Here is a 19,399-nt window from a genome sequence, read left to right as displayed (position 1 = left end):
TAGGAATTAAGATGATTAAAAAAGACTTGATTATATTTTCTAATTTAAGGCAGATAAAAGATTATATAAAAAATCTTAAAAATGATGGTTTTTTTGCGACTACGATTAGTATTAATGAGTTTTTTCAAGATTATGCGATAAATGATAAAAGAAGAGCAACCGAAGTAGAGCAAATCATCGCAATGAATAAAGCTTGTAATAAAACTAAAGATTATAAAAAGCTTAATTTTTCAAATGATTTTTTAAGTTTTTTAAAAAATAAAGAATATTTATTCTCATTTTTTAGCGAATTAAATAGCCAAAAAGTAAGCATAAATGATTTAAGAAATAATGATTTATATAGCTTTTTTGATGAATATTTAGACATTTTAGAAGAGTGTTTAAAGCATTATAAAAATGAACTAGATAGCCAAAATTTATATGATGATATAACGATTAATGAGCTTAGACCTAATTATTTTTTATTAAATCAATTTAAATCAATTACCTTTTATTTAAACGGCTTTTTAAAGCAATATGAATTAGAATTTTTTGAAAAGTTATCAAATGAAACTAATGTAAAAATCATCACAAATATAAGCGATTACAACGCAAATTTATTAAAAAAATCTTTTAAAATAGACTTTAAGCCAAATTATACTTATACTCTAAGCTTTAATAATTCTTGGCAAATCTTAGAACAAACTGGGCTAAATTATAATAACACTATAAAAACTGCTTCGTTTAAAAGCTCAATTTATCAATACATTTATGCACTTAGTTTAATTTCAAAATATTATCAAGATGATAAACAAATCGCACTTATTATGCCAGATGAAAGTGTTGCAAGTAGCTTAAAAGCTCTTGATATTCATAATTATTTAAATATAGCAAGTGGGCTAAACTCAAACGAAATCGCACAAAAACTAAATGCTATTTTAAACGAAGATGAAATAGCAACTTTACAAAAAAAATTGCTGGGTTGTATTGAGCTTAATAAAAATGATTTTGATAAATTAAAAGAGCAACTATTAAGCCTTAGTAAAAACGCTGAAGTTAAAGAAATCTTAAAAAATCGCTTAAATGAAATAAAGCTTTTAAATAATGAGTTTAAATTAGATTTTTCGCAAATTATCAAGCTACTTGACGCTAATAACATTAAAATCTCTCATACAAACGGCGGAAATGTTGATGCTCTAGGAGTGTTAGAAAGTCGTGGGATGAGTAAGGATATAGTAATCGTTCTTGATTTTAACGATGATTTAGTGCCAAAAAGAAGTGTGAATGAAATGTTTTTAAACAACGCAGTTCGCACAAAGGCTGGGCTAATTAGCTATGCTGATAGAGAAAATTTACAAAGACATTATTATAAAGAGCTTTTTAATGCTAAGGAAGTTTTTGTTTTATACCTTGAAAATGAAGAAAAATCACCTGCTAGAATGCTAAAAGATTTTAATTGTGAAAGACAAATCGTAGATGAAAAAGGACTTATAGAGTCGTTTTTAAAAGCATTTAATGGCAAAACAAAAGCAAATGAAAACATACTTGAGCCTGATTTAGAACTTATAAAAAATCATGATTTTTTTGCAGAGCCACTGAGTTTTTCAAGATTATCATGCTATTTAAACTCGCCTTATGAATACTATTTAAAATATATTTTAAAATTAAGTGAGCCAAGTAATTTAAACGAAAAAGCAGCAATCGGATTAAAGGTTCATGAGTTTTTTCAAAACGCTGATTTTAAGAATTTAAAACAGGAATTTGAAAAAGAGCTAAAAGATAATTTAAGCCCTATTGATTATGCTTTAATATACGATAATTTAGATGAAATTGCGTATTATATTAATAATAATCAGCCAAGTGCAAAATGTGAAGAAAAAATCTCGGGTAAAATCGCAAATATCAATGCCTACGGGATTGCAGATAGAATAAGTGATGAGCTAATAATTGATTATAAGACTTCAAATAAGCCAAACTCAAGCAAAAATCATGAAAAACAATTAGCCTTTTATGCAATGCTTTTAGATAAGCCTTTAATAAAAACAGCTTTAATTTATCTAAAAAGCACCCGTGGAGCAGTGCTTGAATGTGCTAAATTTGATAAATTATCTAAAGAAATTGAAAACGATATCGCAACGCTAAAAGATGGCTTTGTTTTAGATAAAAACGAAAACGCTTACGGCTATTATCATCTAATAATCAATAAAAAGGACAGAGCATGAAACATATCGCATTATCAGCAAGTGCTGGAAGTGGCAAGACATTTACCTTAAGTATTAGATATATTGCTCTAGTTTTAAGTGGTGCTAGTATTAATGATATAGTAGCTCTTACATTTACAAAAAAAGCTGTAAATGAGATGAAAGAAAGAATTACAAATGTATTTTTAAATCTTGAAAATAGAGCTGCTGAACTAAAAGTTTTGCAAGATTCATTAGGCTTAAGTGCAGAGCAAATCATAAATACACGAAATAAATTCTTAAAAAACTTTAAAGAAGATGAGCTTAGGATTTATACTTTTGATAGCTTTTTTTCTAAGATTTTAAGGCTTTTTGCAACTCATGAGGGCTTAAGCGTTGATGCGGAATTAATTGATTATTTAGATATTAAAGAAGAGTTTTTAAAGTCTTTAGATACAAATGAAGCCATAAAATTAGTAAAAGACTTAAAAGATTTTAATATGAGCTTAGGAGATTTTTTAAACTGGCTTGAGAGTTTATATTTAAATTACACAGGCGAAAAAATCATAAATGATATAGAAATTATTAGCCCTTTTGATGAGTTTTTAAGGCTTAAAGATAATTTTACTGGAGCGAATAAAAAAGTTGATGAATGGCTTGGCAAAATTACGGATTTAAATTCTTTACTTTCTAGCTCACTTTTAGACGCTAGTAAATCAAATGTGCAAAAAGCCCTAGATTTGCCAACTTTTGCAGCTGCTTATGAAGAATTATTATCAATCGTTGCTAAATATTACGGCTTTTTAGAAAGCAATCAATTAAAATTATGCTTTAATTATTTAGATAAATTTAGCGAAGTTGCGAAAAACTATCATAAAGAGCAAAATATTTTAAGCTTTAGTGATGTTGCGATTTATGTTCATAAAATATTGCAAAATAAGGATTTAAAAGACCTTTTTTATTTTAGACTTAACTCAAACTTAAGCCATCTTTTAATAGATGAGTTTCAAGATACTTCAGTTATTCAATACGAAATCATTAAGCCTTTGGTTGAGGAAATAGTAGCTGGAATTGGCATAGATGATAAACAAAAAAGCTTTTTTTATGTAGGAGATAAAAAGCAATCAATTTATTCATTTAGGGGTGCTAAGCAAGAAGTATTTGATTTATTTCACAAAAATAAAACCTATAATATAACCTTGCAAAATCTTGATACTAATTATCGCAGTAAAAAAGCCATAGTAGAGTTTGTAAATAATAATTTTAAAAATCTTTATGATGATTATTACGAGCAATTAGTTGCAAGTAAAGAAAACGGAGCTGTAAGCAAAATAATCACAGAAAATTACTTAAACGATGTTTATAAAAAAATTGCAAGTTTGCTACAAAATGGAGCAAAATTAGATGATATTTGCATACTTACAAGAGATAATGCAAATGCAAATGAAATAGCTAATTTTTTAAATGAATTTGGATTAAAAACTAATGTAAATAATAATTCTTTGTTAGTTTCAAAAATGAGCGTTAGGGTTTTAATAGAATTTGCTAAATACTCTCTTTTAGAAGATGAGATTTATGGCTATTTTGTAAAATCTGTGCTAGGCAAGGATTATTCAAAGCTTAAAATTGATATTACAAAAAGCGCTTATGAGATTTATAACGAAATAATCACTCATCTTGATTTATGTAAAGATGAATATGTTTTAGAGTTTTTAGATGATATTAGCTCTAAAGATTTTTTAGATACTATTTTTAATCTTAGCAGCAAACTTGCATCAAGCAATGAAGCAAAAGGCATAAATATCATGACCATTCATAAGAGTAAAGGCTTACAATTTGAGCATTTAATCTGCGTTCATTTAAGTAAAAATGCCCCACATGATACAGGGCTTAAAATTGAATATGATTTTTCTAGCCATAAATGGTATGGCTTTAAAAAAGACGCTAGTGCTATTAGAAATCTTAGATGTGTATATGATAAAGATTATGCAAAAAAGCTTGAAATTTATGAAAACACGAAAAAAAATGATGAGATAAATACCTATTATGTAGCTTATACAAGAGCGATTAGCTCACTTTGTATCGTTATGAATGAAGGAGCTGGGCTTAGCGGGATTAATTATGCTGAAATTACTAATGAGAGTTTAGATGATGATTTGCTTAATTTTAGATATAAAGAAAATGAAGCAAGTGTTATAAATATTAGCTATGAGTTTAATCCTTGCGTGCCACTTCAAAATGTAAAGGCTAAAGAGTTTAGCACTGATGCGATTATGTTAGGAAACGCATTTCACTATTTTTGCGAATTAAGCGATTTTAATGATGAAAGTTTAAATGAGTGCTTAAGACTTGCATATAATAAGTTTAATCAGGTAGATTTTGATAAATTAAAAAAACTTTGCGAAGATTTGCTTAAATGCGTGGAGTTTAAAGAACTAATCAAAAATCATAATTTGGTTAAAGAATATAACTTTTTGTATGAGAATAAAGTGAATAGAATAGATTTATTAGCTATTAGCGATGATGAGGTTAAGATAATTGATTATAAAAGCTCGTTTTTTAATAAATCTTATGAAAAACAGCTAAAAACTTATGAAAACTTTATAAAAACTAATTTTTCTAATCACAAAATTAGCTCTTATGTAGTGTTTTATGAAAATGAAAGTTTTAATATAAAAAGAATTTGAAATTCCTATTTCAAATTCTTTGAAAGTTCTTTAATCGCAAGAGAAGAAAGCATTAGCCTAATTTAGCTTGTTATATTCATATGAGTTGCGTTTTAGTAGTGTTATAATGCTAACTAGTTTTTATGTTAAGTTTGCTCTTATAGACAAATTAAAAATGAATTTTTAATTAAATAAAATCATGAACAATCTTACTAGACTTAGCAACCTTGCTAAATCTAATAAATATCAATCATTTTAGTAAAATAAATATTTATATCTATATAAGCCTTAAAAAAGAATTTCATAACGTATGGGATAAAGATGGTTTTGGTGGATACACTTCAATAATAAAGCCAAATATTGGCAAAAGATAACAGCTAAATTTACCACGCCCAAGCAAAATAAAATAAAGTTAATTCCGAATTCAAATTCCAGATGATTAAATTTTTAAGTTTAATTTAAGGGGGGGGGTTATCATTCTTTTTGAATTTTTTAAAAGGAGATTTTATGAATATTTTTTTAGGCGATAGGTCACGTGAATTATTAAAAGATGAAAATGCTTTAAGACAAAAAGTAGCTGGGTTTTTAGCTGAGCCAGAACAAACTCAAAATGTTATGACAATGACAAATTTATTATTATCAGGGCATAAGCAAGATAAGGTTTTGATTTATGATTTTATGCAATTGCCGTTTTTTTGGATTTCTGGATTTTTTATTGAATTTTCTTTTGTATATAGAAGGCTTTGGACAGCCTTTTTTATATCATTTACGGTTGATTTTATAAGCTTGATTGTTGAGACAATAATTATATCTTTTTTGGTATATGTTGCTTGTATATTTGTTTTTGGCAAATTGCATTATTATTTTTTAATTAAAAAATTTATTGAAAGTACGGATTTAGGATTAGAAACTAATAATAAATGCGCTCCTAATATGGCAGGAGTTATTATATTAGGAATTTGCGTATTTCTTTTATTGTTACTTTTTATTAAAGCTAATGTTTTGTAATTTTTGTATTGCTAAGCTTGAAAGCATTAGCCCCATTGAGCCTGTCATTCCCATAAACGAGCCTAAACCTTGACACATAGGCTCTTCTTCACTATAAGTCATTTTAAACTTACCTTTAAACTTGCGTTTTTTAAGTTCAAGCCTAACAGCTTTTGCTAAAGCACACATTTTGGTTTTATCCCAGTTAGCAATTTTTATTTTTGTGGGATCAATTCTTTTTGCAGCTCCACCAGAGCTAATAAACGCAATGCCTTTTTCATAGCAAATTTCAGCTAAATCACATTTAGCCTTAACATCATCAATGCAATCAATCACTAAATCAAATTCTTTATCCTTTAAAAACTCTAAAAAGCTTTCTTTAGTAATTAGTAGCTCATAGCAATTTGCATTATAAAACTTAGCAAAAACACTAGCCTTGCTAAGCCCTGTATTTTCAGAATGTAGTTGGCGGTTGCAATTTGTTATATCAAAATAATCTTTATCAATTCCGCTTACATTAATCCCAACTCTAGCAAGCGAGCTAAAACACATTCCACCAACGCCACCAAGCCCACAAATTAAAACCTTTTTATTTGTTAATTCTTCGTAATTTTCGGCAAATAAAAGCCTTGACCTTGTATATTTATCATTCATTTTCTAGCCACTTTTTAACTTTTTTTATTTCTTTTTTTGCTGTTAGGTTTAGTTTTATTGGAGTTATACTTGCATAGCCACGTCTTACGAAATCAATATCATCATTACTTGCTTTTACCTTGCTTAAATCATACAAACTATCTAGCCAATAATACTCTAATCCTCTAGGATTTTTTTGCATTTTGCTTGAGAATACATATCTCATTTTACCCATTTTACAAACTTTATAACCTTTATAATCACTCTCGCAACTTGGATAATTTACATTTAAAAATCTTCTTTTTTTAAGTGGATTCATCTTAAGTAATTTTAAGATTAATTTAACGGCAAGTTTGCTTGAACGTTTAAAATCTACTTCTTTTTCATAAAGTTGCGAAAAAGCAATGGCATTTACTCCACATAAAACGCTTTCCATACAAGCAGCTGCCGTGCCTGAATAAGTGATATCTTCGGCTAGATTTGCTCCATTATTAATCCCACTTACTACTAAATCAGGCAATTTATCCTTAAAAATAGTGCAAAATGCAAGATTTACGCAATCGCTCGGAGTGCCATCTTTTAAGGCATAATAATTTTTCTTTATTTTTACAAAGCTTAGTGGGTGATTTAGGGTTAGTGAGTGTGCGCATGCACTTTTATTAGACCAAGGAGCTACTACAAAAACTTCTAAATCTTTAATTTTTTTAAGTCTTTTTCTAAGAGCAATAAGACCTGGCGCATCGTATCCGTCATCGTTTGTAAGAAGTATTCTCATATTTTACCTTTTCATATCAAAATCTATAAATAAACCTATTTTTTTATTACTATTTAGTAATTCTAATCTATATCTCATAGTGCTTAATAAGCATGAGCTTACTACAAAAATGCTTTCATAATCACCATTTTCTAAGCGTATAAAATCAGCTTTTATTACTCCCATATCCATATTAAGCCCGTATAAATTAAGGCTTAGATTATCGTATTTAGGTAAGCCTTTAATTATTAATTTAGATTCTTCCATAAAACGAATAGGGCGGTTTAGTATCTCAAAGCTAATTTGCTTTCCTTTAAAGCTAACTTCACAAATATCTTTATTTATAGAGCATTTAAGCGGAGTATTTAAGTAATTTTCATCAATTTTTTCATCATTACAAGCAATAAAAAAAAGCGCTATTAATATTAAAAAAGCTTTCATTTTTTACTCCTAAAAACTGCAACTAAACTAAAGATTAGCAATACTAAAACGCTAATTATTAGCCACATAGGTGAGTTAAAATTACTTTGTTCTCCTGCATAAGAATGCTTGCCAACTAGATAATAATTAACCCCAAAATAAGTCATTAAAATTGAGCCAAAACTCCATAAACTAAGCAAACTTTTAATAAGTTCTGATTTTAATTTTAAATGCACTAATATTGCATAAATTAAAATACTAATTAAAGACCAAGTTTCTTTAGAATCCCAGCCCCAGTATCTTCCCCATGATTCATTCGCCCAAATAGCGCCTAAGAAATTGCCACAAACTAACAATAATAAGCCTAAAAGATTTGCTAAGTGCATTTGAATTAGTGCTTTTTCGTAAGGTCGCTTTATGATAATACAAACTAATTTTACAAATGCAATTAAAGCACTTAAAGCAAAAAAGCCATAAGAAGCTGTAATTAAGCTAACATGAATGCTAAGATAAGGAGAATTTAAAACAGGAATTAGGTTTGTAATTTGTGGATTTATATCGTTTAAATGAGCAGTCATTAAGACAGCAACGCTAAGCAATAAACATAAGCTTAGCAAGAGATTTTTTCTAAATACAAGTCCAGCAAAAACAGAGCTTAAAGCAATATAAATTAAACTCTCATAAGTATTGCTAAGCGGAGCAAATCCAGCCACAAAGCCCCTTGTAATGATTAAGGCTAGATGAATTACAAAAAGAATTAAGCTTAAATAAAATATGATTTTGCTTCTTTTATTTATAAAAAATAAAGATATGAAAAATAATATCAAATAAGCTAAACATAGATTATAAAAAACATCGTATTTATTAAGAAGTATTTCGGCTTTTATTTGATTTTCGCTAGGTAAAAAATCTTGCATTTTTTGAAGATTTTTGATTTTTTCTAAAGCAATGTTAGCTTCATCATAATTATTTGTTTTTTTAGCAATTAATAATGCGCTTAAATAATCATTTACAAGCTTTTGATTTTCTAAACTTACATTGTTTGCAAATGGGCTTTGCAAGTGATTTTCGTTTGGCAATATTTTGAATAATTCTCCTGTGAAAATTAAATAAAGAATATTTACGCTTTCATCAACTCTAATTAAGTCTTTATCATAATCATTGAAATTTGCTTCGCCTTTTGCATAAGTTTTTTTAAGTTCATCTTTTAATTTATAGCTTGAACCTTCGTAAAAATCGCTAAATTTTGCTTGTTTTTCGCAGTTTAAAAACTCTCTTAATTTAGGATTTTTTACCTTTATTAATCTTGCTTCATTTACATAATTAACATCGCTAATTAGCCTAAAAATCTCGCTACTTGCATTTGATATATCAGGACAGCCTATTTTATTGCATAAATTTTTTGAATATGAATAAAATGGCAAAAATCTATCATTGTAATCTTGAATAATTAAAGTGTTTAAATTATCTATATGATTTGCTCTTAAATTAGTGTTAAAAAATACTAAAAATACTAAGCTTAAAGCCTTAAAATAACTTATGGTTTTTTTGCTAAATAGATTTAAAAAGCAGCCTAAAAATAATAAAAAATATCCTATATAAGTAGGGGTTTTGCCTAGGTCTTTATTCGCACTTAAAATTGAGCCTTTTAAATCTTCATCGTATGAATGCTGAAAATACCTAATACCTTTATAATCAAGCACTTTATTCATAGCGATTTTTGTATGAATGTTTTTATCTTTATCAATTATTACGATTTCGCTTTCATAATCTTTTGGGCTATTGCTGTTTGCATAGGTTATTAGATTAAATCTTTTTAAATAAATATCAAAATCAAGCTTTAAGCTTTCTTGGCTCCACAATATTTCATAATCATTTATTTTAATACTATCATTTAGAGCTAGGATTATATTTTCTTTTGATGATCCTATTTTAAATTCCACTTTAATTGCTTGTAAATTGCCCCCACTCATACTAAGAGCATCTTTTGAATGAACTAAATAATTTAAAGCAGAAAATGAAAAATCATCTAAAGTATATATTCCATCTTTTAGCTTAAAATCAAAATCAAGAATTTGATTTAGGAATTTGATTTTTTCATTTGTAGCTACATAAAACTCATTATCTTTAATATAAAAATTTACATAATTATTTGAGCTTGTTTTATTAAAGCAAAAATTAGTTTTGCCAACTAAAAGGCAATCATTATAATTAATCTCAACATCGCTATAACCACTTGCGAAGTTAAATCTTAATTTCAAATAACTTGGGTCGTTTAAATTATCGCTTTTTACTTTAGTAAGACCTGCTTCGTTGCTAAAATCTAAAAACTTTAAACTAACATTATTTAGCTTTAGACTTTCGTTTAAATTATCCGTGCTAATTATTTCATCATTATGTTTTAAGATTAATTTGGTTTTAGTGCTTTTAATCTCGTTAGCTTTATTATCAACTCTTAAATGAATTACTCCTTCAAAGCCAAAAAAATGTGTAAGCACAGCACCTATAAAAATAAAAATAAAAGAACTATGTATTAAAAATAATGAAAGATTTTTATAAAGTTTATATTTAAATATACAAAAAATTGTGCTTAAAAATAACAAAATCATAATTAAGTAAAAATACCAAGCATTATAAATCAAGCTATTTGCATAAGCTGTGCCGTTTTTGCTCTCAGCAAAAGTTGCAATCATACATAAAAATGCGAATATAAACATATAAAATAAACTAAATTTTAAAGAAAAAATCTTATTAAAAAACTTCATAAATTACAAACCTTATTCTTAAAATCTTTATTAACTGATAAATTTTATCATATAAACTTAAGTTATTATTTTATAATAAAAGCCTTAAAAAATAGAAAAATTATAAAATTTTATTTCATACTATTTATATCTTATTTTAAATTTATAAATTATATTTATTTTTTTAAGTTTTTTTAAGAAAGCTTTAAATGAAAATGGACTAAACTTTAGTTCCAAAATATTTTTTAAGGAGAATGTTATGAAACGATTATTGGTGCTTAGTGCCTGTATTAGCTCAATGCTATTTGGTGTTACGCCGCAAGCTGATGGTATAGAACCTAGAACTCTTCATGATTATGTAAATCAAGAAACTGATTTTATAGAGTTTTTAAAAGATCGCCACCCTATGTTTAAATACGAAAAAGAAGGCAGATTAGTAGGAAAATATTCTATTTCAAATCGCCAAGAAGAATTCGTAGAATTTGGTGGTGCAGCAAACTATGAAAAAGACAAAGGACATGGTGCTTCAATTACATATCGCTTAGGTATGGAAAGTATTTTAGATTATCCAAACAAATTCGTTGGTCCTAAAAAATGTGGAGAGTGCCACCCTGCACAATATGAAGCTTGGCAACGCTCACGCCACTCAAAAGTTATTCGCTTTCCTGATGAGCTAGAAGAAGCAGGAGGAGATCCTAAAAAGCCTATGTATGGAAGTAGCGAAGCTACAATTTTACCTAAGGGTGTTGAAGCTGATGATGTATTCGTTATCGTAGGAACTCCTAGAACAAAATATGGTTTTATTGATAAGTGGCTAGTGCGTGGAACTTATCACATTGAAGATGGAAAATTAGCTGATGGAACAGGTAAAATGGTTGCTGGTGGTAATCAATTCTCACGCCTTTGGGTTGAATCACTTACACCTGAAGTTGCGAAAAAAATAGCTGAATTTTCTCCAAATTTCCCTACAAAATTAGAAGATTTTGGCAAACAAACTTCAAGCGTTTGGGGAATTAACTCTTATGGTTCGACTTATAAAGAAAAGATGATGTTTCAACCTGCATCTGCATATTGCGAAGTTTGCCATAGCTTTAAATTTGACTTTAAATCTAAAGAAGAATTTTTAGCAGCAATTGGTAATAAAGACGAGCTTAGAAAACACGCAATTTCTAAAGGAATTAGCTGTGAAGAATGCCATGGAGCCGGAGCTCACCTTTATGGAGCAAGAGGTGCTGGTATGCCAAGTAACTGTGAAAGATGTCATCAAAGATTTGCTTATGATAGTGAAGATGCTAAGATTGATCCAAGAAAGCCATTTAATAGCTACTTTAAATCAGCATGTCCATCTTGTGGAACAGAAGGCTCACAAATGTATAACACAATGCACTATGATAAAGGTATGAGATGTTCAACTTGCCATGACCCACACGAAGTTACTGCAAACGATTGGAAAGATCCATATACAAAAGTAGGGCTTAAGAAAACTTGTAGTGATTGCCACGAAACTCAAGCTGATATGTTTAAATACGGCGGAGCACACTCAAAAGATAATTGTACAGGTTGTCATATGCCAAATATGATGAGTTGTGAAAACTTTGCAAGCGTTCAAAACCCTGATAAAGGTGGATTTGATAACGTTCGTGCAAGTCATATTTGGAAGATTTATGTAGATAAAGACGCAAAAACTCTAAATCCACCAGCAGGCAAGCCAAGAGATCCACAAAATACTAAGGGTTGGACAATTGCTAGAAAAGATGGAAAATTCTTCGTTGATTTAATGTGGAGTTGTGGAAGAACTAGCTGGAGTGATGTAAATCTTGTTGGGCCTGGGGCTAGTGGATGCCATAGTGCAGTTCAATCAACTTTACCAAAAGAATTACACTTTACAGACCAAGAGCAAATCTATGACAAGGTTATGGAGTGGCAATTACCTGTTAAAGAAGGATTTAAAAAACTTGAGCTTGCAATTCGCAAAATTGATAGAGAACAAGCAAAAATGGATAATTTAAGCACAAAAGTTAAAGCTGAAATTATTCTACTTACAAAAGAAGCAAGAACAATTTATGAAAAAATTGAAAAAGACGGCAGCTGGGGTGTGCATGGTCCAAAATATGCTCTTAAATTAATAAATGAAGCATTAGTTTATGCACAACAAGCTCAAGATTTATTAGATGGTAAGAAATAAAAGGCTAGGGGTTTTCCTAGCCTTCGTGAAAGGATAAAATATGTTGTTAAGACTTATTTTTGCCATCTTTTTAAGCTTTAACCTTTTTGCATCAGAAGGCGATTTTGCAGTAGTTGATGGGGTAATTCCCATATCTATGGCTGATGTAGAAAAAGAATTAGGTAAAAAAGATGTTTATATATTTGATGCAAACACAAAAGAAGAAAGAATAAAATACGGCTATTTAAAAGGCTCTATTTTTATTAATACTCCTGAATGGGTAAGTTTATTACCTAGCAATAAAGATGCTAAGATTATTTTTTATTGTTTAAATAGAATGTGTTATGCAAGCTCTGATGCAGCTTTAAAAGCACAAAAATTAGGCTACACAAATGTTCGTGTAATGCTTGATGGAATTGAAAGCTGGATTCTTAGTGCAAGACCTATTGAAAAAGGCGGAATAAAACCACTTGTAAAAAGCTATGATATAAATAGTTGGCATGAAGGTAGTGAAGTTAGTAGTTTTAAAGATGAGTTACATAAAAATCTAAGATTTGGTAATCTTCCTGCTTGTAGAGATTGTCATGGTGATAGTGGAAAAATCAATGAATTAGCAAATGATAAAGATAATGTAAATAATAACTGCTCAAGCTGTCATAAAGAAGTAAAATCTGAGTTTAGCGGAAGTGTTCATGATAAAAGAACAAATCCAAGAGAAAAATCTCCATCATGTTCGGATTGCCATAATGTGCATGATAAACAACAATTAACTTCTTTAGCTGTTAAAAAATTAAGCGATGTTAAATGTGGAAGTTGCCACGAAAAAGAACAAAAGCATTATCATGAAACATTCCATGGTAAAGCTATGGTTTTAGCACAAGATGGTGAGAGTAAAAAAATAGCTGCTTGTTTTGACTGCCATGGAGCACACAATATTCATAAACCTGAAGATAAAAAATCAACGCTTTATGGTGAAGCAAAAATCAAAACTTGTGAAAAGTGCCATGAAGGTGCTAATGCTAACTTTAGTGATTTTATAGCTCATGCTGACCATACAGATAAAGAGAATTTCCCATTACTTTATTGGGCTTATGTATTTATGACAGGGCTTGTAATTAGTGTATTTGCATTCTTTGGCTTACACACGTTCTTGTGGAGTATGAAACTAATTTATATGAGTATTAAATATAAAGATGAGTGGCGTGCAGCAAAAGAAAAAATGCATAAAGATAAGGTAAATATTAAACGCTTTAGCACATTGCATAGAATTCAACATTTCTTCGTAGCTTCAAGCTTCTTAGGACTTAGCTTTAGTGGTTTACCACAAAAGTTCTATACAGCTCCTTGGGCGCAAACTATGATTGATATGATGGGTGGAATTGTAATGGCTACTAAGATACACCACTTTAGTGCATTTATTATGATAGCAGTGTTCTTAAGCCATATTGCTGAAGTAATTTATAATTCTTGGATTAAGCGTGACGCTATTCGTGATGCTAATGGAAAACTAAGCTTTAAATTATTCTTAGCAAAATTATTTGGACCTGATAGTTTAATGCCTAGAATGCAAGACTTAAGAGATGTTGTAGCTCACTTTAAATGGTTTATTGGTAGAGGCGAAAGACCTAAGTTTGATAGATTTACTTACTGGGAGAAGTTTGATTATATAGCAGTATTCTGGGGTATGTTTATTATAGGATTTAGTGGGCTTGTATTATGGTTCCCTGTTGAATTTACAAAGATTTTACCTGGCTTTATGCTAAATCTTGCAACGCTTGTGCATTCTGATGAAGCACTTTTGGCTACTGGATTTATTTTTGCAGTTCACTTCTTTAATACTCACTTTAGAGCTGATAGATTCCCAATGGATATGGTTATATTTAGTGGAGAATTAACAGAAGAAGAATTAAAGCACGATAGACCTGAATGGTATGCAAGGCTTAAGGCTAGTGGAAAATTAGAGAGCCTTAAAAATGAAAGCAATTCTTTTGCTAAGTATTTTTATTTTGCAAGAGTTGTTGGATTTTTAATGCTATTTACTGGACTAATTTTTCTGTTCTTGATAATTTATGCATTTGCAGATATGTTGATAGGTTGAGTTGATGAAAAATAAAGATGCTAATATAATTTTAAGTTTTATGGCTTCTTCTTTAGTTACTGCAGCACTTATTTTAAGTGCTTGCGGTAACGAGAAAAAAGAGCCTGAAATGGTGGTTAAGGATTTTGTGCTTTTATGTGAAGCTGGAAAAATGAATGAAGCTTCAAAACTTCTTGCAAAAAAGAATAATGTAGATTATTTTAAGAAGTTTCAAGATAAAGGTAAGGATATGATTTTTATAGATTATGATTACAAGGGTAATGATGATACTATTGAAATGAGCTTTACTAAGAAGAATAAAAGTAGCGAAATAGCTGTGGTACAAGTTGATACAAATTATAAAATACAGCAGCATAAATTCAGTAAAGATGTGATTTTACACAACGAAAACGGCGAGTGGAAAATCTACGAATACCCTTCGCTATATCCTGTAAAGGTTAAATAGGAATTTCAAATTCCTATTTCAAATTCTTAAAAAAACTTTGGAATTTGAAATAGGAATTAGGATTTTTAATAAATTATTTAATCATTATAAAACTTCAAGCTTTTGGTATAATCTTTCAAAAACAAAGGTTTAAAATGGAAGAAATAAGTAAAATTTTTAGCATAGATGAAAGCTCAATAAGTTATTCAAGAGAATTAGAGCAATTATCTATAAAAGATTGTGAAATTGATACAGGTAAAATACTTGACATTACTAAAAATCTAAGCACATACAAAACAATAGAGTTTAGTAATGTTTCTTTTAAACACTTTAATTTACATAAATTATTAAAAAATTTTGGAAAAGTCTATAATAATAACCTTGAAATAAAGTCAAATATAATTTTTAAAAATTGCAAAAACTTAGAGCATAAACAAGATGGCAAAATAAATGATAAATATGGTGTAATACATTTTAATAATTGTGAATTGAATAAAAATATGATTTTAGATTTTTGCTTTGATATTGAAGAAATTATTTTTGAAAATATAGAATTTGATATTCTTAAAACAATAACATTAAAAGATAAAAAACCGAAAAATCTTAGTTTTAAGAATATTAAATTTAATTACGATATTGAATTTGTAAATTATGAAATATTTAATCAAAAATATAATGTAAAGTTTATTGAGTGCGAGTTTGAAAAAGATTTTAAATGTAAGCATTTAGAAATTACTAAGGAATTAACCTTTAGCAAAGTGGAATTTAAAGGAAATGCAGATTTTTCGCATTGTGAATTTAAAGAAAAAGTTGTATTTAATAATTCTATTTTTTATAAATTAGCAGATTTTTCAGATAGCACATTTTTTAAACATGCTTATTTTCCTTGGATACATTCTAAGCGTATAGTTCATTTTTATAACACTAATTTTAAAGAAATTGCAAATTTTTATTTTGCTATTTTTGAATACGTTCCTAATTTTTCAACTTGTGCATTTGAAAAAACAAACCTAGTAAATTTAATCGGTGTTGATTTATCATTGATTGATATTGGAAAAATTAAACAATATACAAAAAAAATGAAAAATAAAGATAGAAATAGAACAGATAGCAAAAATAAAAAAGCAGATTATTATTATTTAATACAACATGCTCAAGGAGCTAGAGATAGTTTTAGGACTATTAAAAATGTTTTAATTGCTCAAAGTAATTTGTTAGAATCTCAAAAATGGCATCAATTAGAATTATACGCTAAAGAAGTAGAGTTATGTTATAGAATAACAATTGAATGTCTATGTAAAAAATACGGAAATAGTCCAGATAATGAATCACAGCGTGTTTTAGAGATTAATCGTAAAAATAAAATAAAAAATGTAATAGATCGATTTCTATTATGTCTATATAAAACAACTAGCAATCATCATTCAGATTTACTTTTAATAGTGTTTACTACTCTTAGTGTGATAGGTGGGTATTATTTATTTAGTATTGCAGTAGAAAGTTGTTTTTTTGGTTTTAATTGTGATATTATAAATATAATTAATTATGGGTTTTATTTTTTAGTATCTATTGTATTGTGCTGTATTGTTTTTTCGTTTATTGAATGTTATTTTGGTATCAAAATTTGCCTATATGGAATTAAGCGTTATGTGGTTTTTGCACTTATTGTTAGTTCATTGTGTGGAATAATTCAGGCACCAAGCATTATCACTCCATTTATAGGAGTATTTTCAGATAATGCCAAAAATCATTTTTTAAATAAAGCCATAATTAATCTTGAAGATTATCAAGCTATAAGTATTGCAAATAGGCTAAATCCAACGGCAATTTATCTAAACGAAAGTCAAGCTAAAAAAGATTTATTAGCTAATAAAGACATAATCAAAGAAGATGAACTTATTTTAAATGCTTATAATGAAGCCTTACTAAAAGGTAAAAACGCTGATGAATTTATGACTAGAATTAACATAATTTATTATATTCTTATGATTTTATGTTTATTTTCTTTACAAAAAACAGCTAGAAAAAACTCTATAATTCCTAATTAAATTCCTATTTGAAATTCTCAAATAGGAATTGTGATTTTTTTAGCCGTCTGCGTTGATTTTTGCTATTAGTTCGTTTAAAACTTTTTCGGCATCTTCGTGAGATACTTGGCAAGTGCCTGCTGCTTCGTGTCCGCCTCCGCCGTATTTTAGCATTAGCTCTCCGATATTTGTTTTGCTAGTTCTATTGAATATGCTCTTACCTGTTGCATAAACCATATTTTGACCTCTAAAGCCTAAGATTTTATGAATAGAGATATTGCATTCTGGATAAAGTGCATAAATCATAAAGCGATTGCCCGGATAAATAATTTCTTCTTTGCTTAAATCTAATACAACTAGATTTTTATATACTTTTGAGCATCTTTTTAATTGTTCTTTAAATTCATTTTCGTATTTTTTATATAAATCACTTCTTTCAACAACATCAGGTAATTTCATAATATCTTCAATTTTGTGATTTTTGCAATAATCAATTAAATCCATCATAAGGTTATAGTTGCTTATTCTAAAGTCGTGAAATCTTCCAAGACCAGTTCTGCTATCCATTAAAAAGCTTAAAAATTCCCAACCTTTAGGCTCAAGCACATCTTCCATTAAAAATTGTGCGCTATCAGCTTTATCAACTGCAACCATCATATCATCCCATTCTTTAGGGAATTCTACGCCTTGTTTAGTGTAATAATCATACACAACCCTAGCAGCACTTGGTGCATCAGGTATGATGATATGATTATCAGCCTTACCATTTCTAATACTTTCGCTTTCATGATGATCAAATACTAAATGTGCATTAGGGCAATACGGCAAGTTTGTTACTATATCATTGCTTGTAATTTCTATTGTGCCATCTTGCATATCTTTAGGATGAACGAATTTAATATCGCTAATTAAATCCATGTGCTTTAATAATACAGCACATACAAGTCCATCCATATCACTTCTAGTTATTAATCTATATTTATTCATTATTTTTCCTTTGCTTTTTGATTATTTTTAAATATTTTATGCTATTTGATTGCATTTGTTTTACTTCATAATAGCAGTGTTCGTCTTCACAACGCTCTTTTTCGCTAGGAACATGCCCTAAGCGATTAAATATATATCCGCCTATGGTTAGCTCTTCTAATTCATCATCGTATTTTATATCAAGCAATTCTTCAACGCTTTCAATATCAAGCCTTCCATTTACGATATAAATATCATCATTTATTTTTCTATAATCTTGTTCTTTTTTGTCGTGCTCATCGTTAATATCACCTACTAATTCTTCAATAATATCTTCCATAGTAAGTAATCCTGCAGTTCCGCCGTATTCATCCATTACTATTGCTGTATGGATTTGCTCTTTATTCATTTGAACTAGAACTTTTGAAATACTGATATTTTCAGGAACAAAAAGAACTTTTCTAACACATTCATTTAGGTCTTTATTTTGATTATCTAATAAATCTCTAATATGAATCATACCTAATACATTATCTTTACTAGCATCTATGAAAGGAAATCTAGTGTGTTTATAATCATGAACTATTTTTATATTTTCTTCATAAGTATTGCTTTTGTTTAAGCATATCATATCGCGTCTTGGAGTCATAATTTCTTTAGCTACAATATCGCTAAAATCAACTGCATTTTGGATAAGTTCAGTTTCAAATTCATCTAAAACTCCACTTTTTTGGCTTTCACTTGCTATAAATTTAATTTCTTCTTCAGAGTGAGCTGCGTGCTCGTTTGTTTTTATTCTTAACATTTTTAAAATTGATAAAGATAAAAAATCAAATGTAGCAATAAAAGGTGCAAAAATTATTCTAAATAAATAAAGCGGTCTTGCTATCCATAATACAACGGTTTCAGTCTTTGCTATTGCTATACTTTTTGGAACAATTTCGCCTAAAACAACATGCAAAAGCGTAATTAATATAAAAGAAATAACAACAGAAACACTATGAATTGCGATAGGATTTACATTAAAATTAGATAAAAGTTTGTTTAATAAAACCGCAACAGAACTCTCGCCCAACCAACCAAGAGCAAGTGAGCTTAAAGTAATTCCTAGCTGAGTAGCTGATAAATAAGTATCTAAGTTTTTATACATTTCTAAGGCTAATTTAGCGTTAGTTCTTCCTTGATTTACAAATTCTTCTAGCTTACTTTTTCTAATTTTTACAATGCTAAATTCAGATAATACGAAAAATCCATTTAAAAAAACACAAAATAATGCTAAAAACAGCATTAAAGCTGTATAACTGGGGTCCAAAAAATCTCCTTTTTTCAAAATAAAAACAAAAATTATAAACTCACA

The 19,399-nt window shown here is 28.6% G+C and carries 13 protein-coding genes; 7 read left to right on the top strand and 6 right to left on the bottom strand.

Annotation, left to right across the window (positions count from 1 at the left end; genetic code table 11):
- Nucleotides 1-11 precede the first annotated feature (11 nt).
- The 3 genes from AVANS14531_RS00695 (at nt 12) to AVANS14531_RS00685 (ending at nt 5,833) form a co-directional block, all read left to right on the top strand.
- Entirely contained in the window at nt 12-2,201 is a 2,190-nt protein-coding gene (locus AVANS14531_RS00695; protein ID WP_336610945.1) for a PD-(D/E)XK nuclease family protein, read from the top strand.
- The gene (locus AVANS14531_RS00690; RefSeq protein ID WP_336610944.1) at nt 2,198-4,846 is read left to right on the top strand and encodes a UvrD-helicase domain-containing protein; all 2,649 of its coding nucleotides are present in this window, start codon (nt 2,198-2,200) and stop codon (nt 4,844-4,846) included. Before AVANS14531_RS00695 ends, AVANS14531_RS00690 begins: the two co-directional genes overlap by 4 nt.
- A 486-nt stretch (nt 4,847-5,332) precedes the next feature.
- On the top strand, nt 5,333-5,833 hold the full coding sequence (locus tag AVANS14531_RS00685) for a hypothetical protein (protein WP_239817307.1): 501 nt from the start codon (nt 5,333-5,335) through the stop codon (nt 5,831-5,833).
- Here the strand turns inward: AVANS14531_RS00685 and AVANS14531_RS00680 are convergent.
- The 4 genes from AVANS14531_RS00680 to ccsA are packed head-to-tail and all read right to left on the bottom strand — an operon-like array spanning nt 5,804 to nt 10,384.
- Nucleotides 5,804-6,466, bottom strand: coding sequence for a tRNA threonylcarbamoyladenosine dehydratase (locus AVANS14531_RS00680; protein ID WP_336610943.1), 663 nt, complete (start codon nt 6,464-6,466; stop codon nt 5,804-5,806). The two genes, AVANS14531_RS00685 and AVANS14531_RS00680, sit on opposite strands and share 30 nt — an antisense overlap.
- Nucleotides 6,459-7,220 carry a 5'/3'-nucleotidase SurE gene (gene surE, locus AVANS14531_RS00675; protein ID WP_336610942.1) on the bottom strand — a complete coding sequence of 254 codons (762 nt, stop codon included), beginning with the start codon at nt 7,218-7,220 and terminating at the stop codon, nt 6,459-6,461. Before surE ends, AVANS14531_RS00680 begins: the two co-directional genes overlap by 8 nt.
- 3 nt (nt 7,221-7,223) lie before the next feature.
- Nucleotides 7,224-7,640 (bottom strand): hypothetical protein, encoded by a 417-nt coding sequence (locus AVANS14531_RS00670; protein ID WP_336610941.1) that lies wholly within the window; start codon nt 7,638-7,640, stop codon nt 7,224-7,226.
- Nucleotides 7,637-10,384: a cytochrome c biogenesis protein gene (ccsA, locus tag AVANS14531_RS00665; RefSeq protein WP_336610940.1), complete on the bottom strand. Its 2,748-nt coding sequence runs from the start codon at nt 10,382-10,384 to the stop codon at nt 7,637-7,639. Before ccsA ends, AVANS14531_RS00670 begins: the two co-directional genes overlap by 4 nt.
- 238 nt (nt 10,385-10,622) lie before the next feature.
- Here ccsA and AVANS14531_RS00660 point away from each other — a divergent pair, with 238 nt between their 5' ends.
- The 4 genes from AVANS14531_RS00660 (at nt 10,623) to AVANS14531_RS00645 (ending at nt 17,097) form a co-directional block, all read left to right on the top strand.
- On the top strand, nt 10,623-12,548 hold the full coding sequence (locus tag AVANS14531_RS00660; RefSeq protein WP_442862381.1) for a multiheme c-type cytochrome: 1,926 nt from the start codon (nt 10,623-10,625) through the stop codon (nt 12,546-12,548).
- 40 nt (nt 12,549-12,588) lie between these two features.
- Nucleotides 12,589-14,625 (top strand): rhodanese-like domain-containing protein, encoded by a 2,037-nt coding sequence (locus AVANS14531_RS00655; RefSeq protein WP_336610939.1) that lies wholly within the window; start codon nt 12,589-12,591, stop codon nt 14,623-14,625.
- Nucleotides 14,626-14,629: 4 nt separating this feature from the next.
- Nucleotides 14,630-15,070 (top strand): hypothetical protein, encoded by a 441-nt coding sequence (locus AVANS14531_RS00650; protein ID WP_239817301.1) that lies wholly within the window; start codon nt 14,630-14,632, stop codon nt 15,068-15,070.
- Nucleotides 15,071-15,204: 134 nt separating this feature from the next.
- Nucleotides 15,205-17,097, top strand: coding sequence for a pentapeptide repeat-containing protein (locus tag AVANS14531_RS00645; RefSeq protein WP_336610938.1), 1,893 nt, complete (start codon nt 15,205-15,207; stop codon nt 17,095-17,097).
- A 39-nt stretch (nt 17,098-17,136) separates the two neighbouring features.
- Here the strand turns inward: AVANS14531_RS00645 and AVANS14531_RS00640 are convergent, their stop codons facing one another.
- Together AVANS14531_RS00640 and AVANS14531_RS00635 are read right to left on the bottom strand one after the other, a co-directional pair.
- Nucleotides 17,137-18,063: a DHH family phosphoesterase gene (locus tag AVANS14531_RS00640; RefSeq protein WP_239817299.1), complete on the bottom strand. Its 927-nt coding sequence runs from the start codon at nt 18,061-18,063 to the stop codon at nt 17,137-17,139.
- A complete protein-coding gene (locus AVANS14531_RS00635) occupies nt 18,056-19,330 on the bottom strand; it encodes a hemolysin family protein (RefSeq protein WP_239818546.1) in 1,275 nt (424 codons plus the stop codon). The genes AVANS14531_RS00640 and AVANS14531_RS00635 overlap by 8 nt, the downstream gene beginning before the upstream one ends.
- Between the last annotated feature and the right edge of the window lie 69 nt (nt 19,331-19,399).

Origin of the sequence: Campylobacter sp. Cr9 (assembly GCF_020138295.1) — a bacterium.
Lineage (GTDB): Bacteria > Campylobacterota > Campylobacteria > Campylobacterales > Campylobacteraceae > Campylobacter_E.
Note: the sequence above shows the minus strand (reverse complement) of the source record. Positions and strands in the feature narration are given on the sequence as shown.

What these genes read in the sequence shown, in the direction of transcription:
- AVANS14531_RS00645 (WP_336610938.1), top strand. Translation starts at nt 15,205, where the DNA reads ATGGAAGAAATAAGTAAAATTTTTAGCATAGATGAAAGCTCAATAAGT.
- AVANS14531_RS00635 (WP_239818546.1), bottom strand. Translation starts at nt 19,330, where the DNA reads ATGCTGTTTTTAGCATTATTTTGTGTTTTTTTAAATGGATTTTTCGTA.
- AVANS14531_RS00680 (WP_336610943.1), bottom strand. Translation starts at nt 6,466, where the DNA reads ATGAATGATAAATATACAAGGTCAAGGCTTTTATTTGCCGAAAATTAC.
- ccsA (WP_336610940.1), bottom strand. Translation starts at nt 10,384, where the DNA reads ATGAAGTTTTTTAATAAGATTTTTTCTTTAAAATTTAGTTTATTTTAT.
- AVANS14531_RS00655 (WP_336610939.1), top strand. Translation starts at nt 12,589, where the DNA reads ATGTTGTTAAGACTTATTTTTGCCATCTTTTTAAGCTTTAACCTTTTT.
- surE (WP_336610942.1), bottom strand. Translation starts at nt 7,220, where the DNA reads ATGAGAATACTTCTTACAAACGATGACGGATACGATGCGCCAGGTCTT.
- AVANS14531_RS00650 (WP_239817301.1), top strand. Translation starts at nt 14,630, where the DNA reads ATGAAAAATAAAGATGCTAATATAATTTTAAGTTTTATGGCTTCTTCT.
- AVANS14531_RS00670 (WP_336610941.1), bottom strand. Translation starts at nt 7,640, where the DNA reads ATGAAAGCTTTTTTAATATTAATAGCGCTTTTTTTTATTGCTTGTAAT.
- AVANS14531_RS00685 (WP_239817307.1), top strand. Translation starts at nt 5,333, where the DNA reads ATGAATATTTTTTTAGGCGATAGGTCACGTGAATTATTAAAAGATGAA.
- AVANS14531_RS00660 (WP_442862381.1), top strand. Translation starts at nt 10,623, where the DNA reads ATGAAACGATTATTGGTGCTTAGTGCCTGTATTAGCTCAATGCTATTT.
- AVANS14531_RS00695 (WP_336610945.1), top strand. Translation starts at nt 12, where the DNA reads ATGATTAAAAAAGACTTGATTATATTTTCTAATTTAAGGCAGATAAAA.
- AVANS14531_RS00690 (WP_336610944.1), top strand. Translation starts at nt 2,198, where the DNA reads ATGAAACATATCGCATTATCAGCAAGTGCTGGAAGTGGCAAGACATTT.
- AVANS14531_RS00640 (WP_239817299.1), bottom strand. Translation starts at nt 18,063, where the DNA reads ATGAATAAATATAGATTAATAACTAGAAGTGATATGGATGGACTTGTA.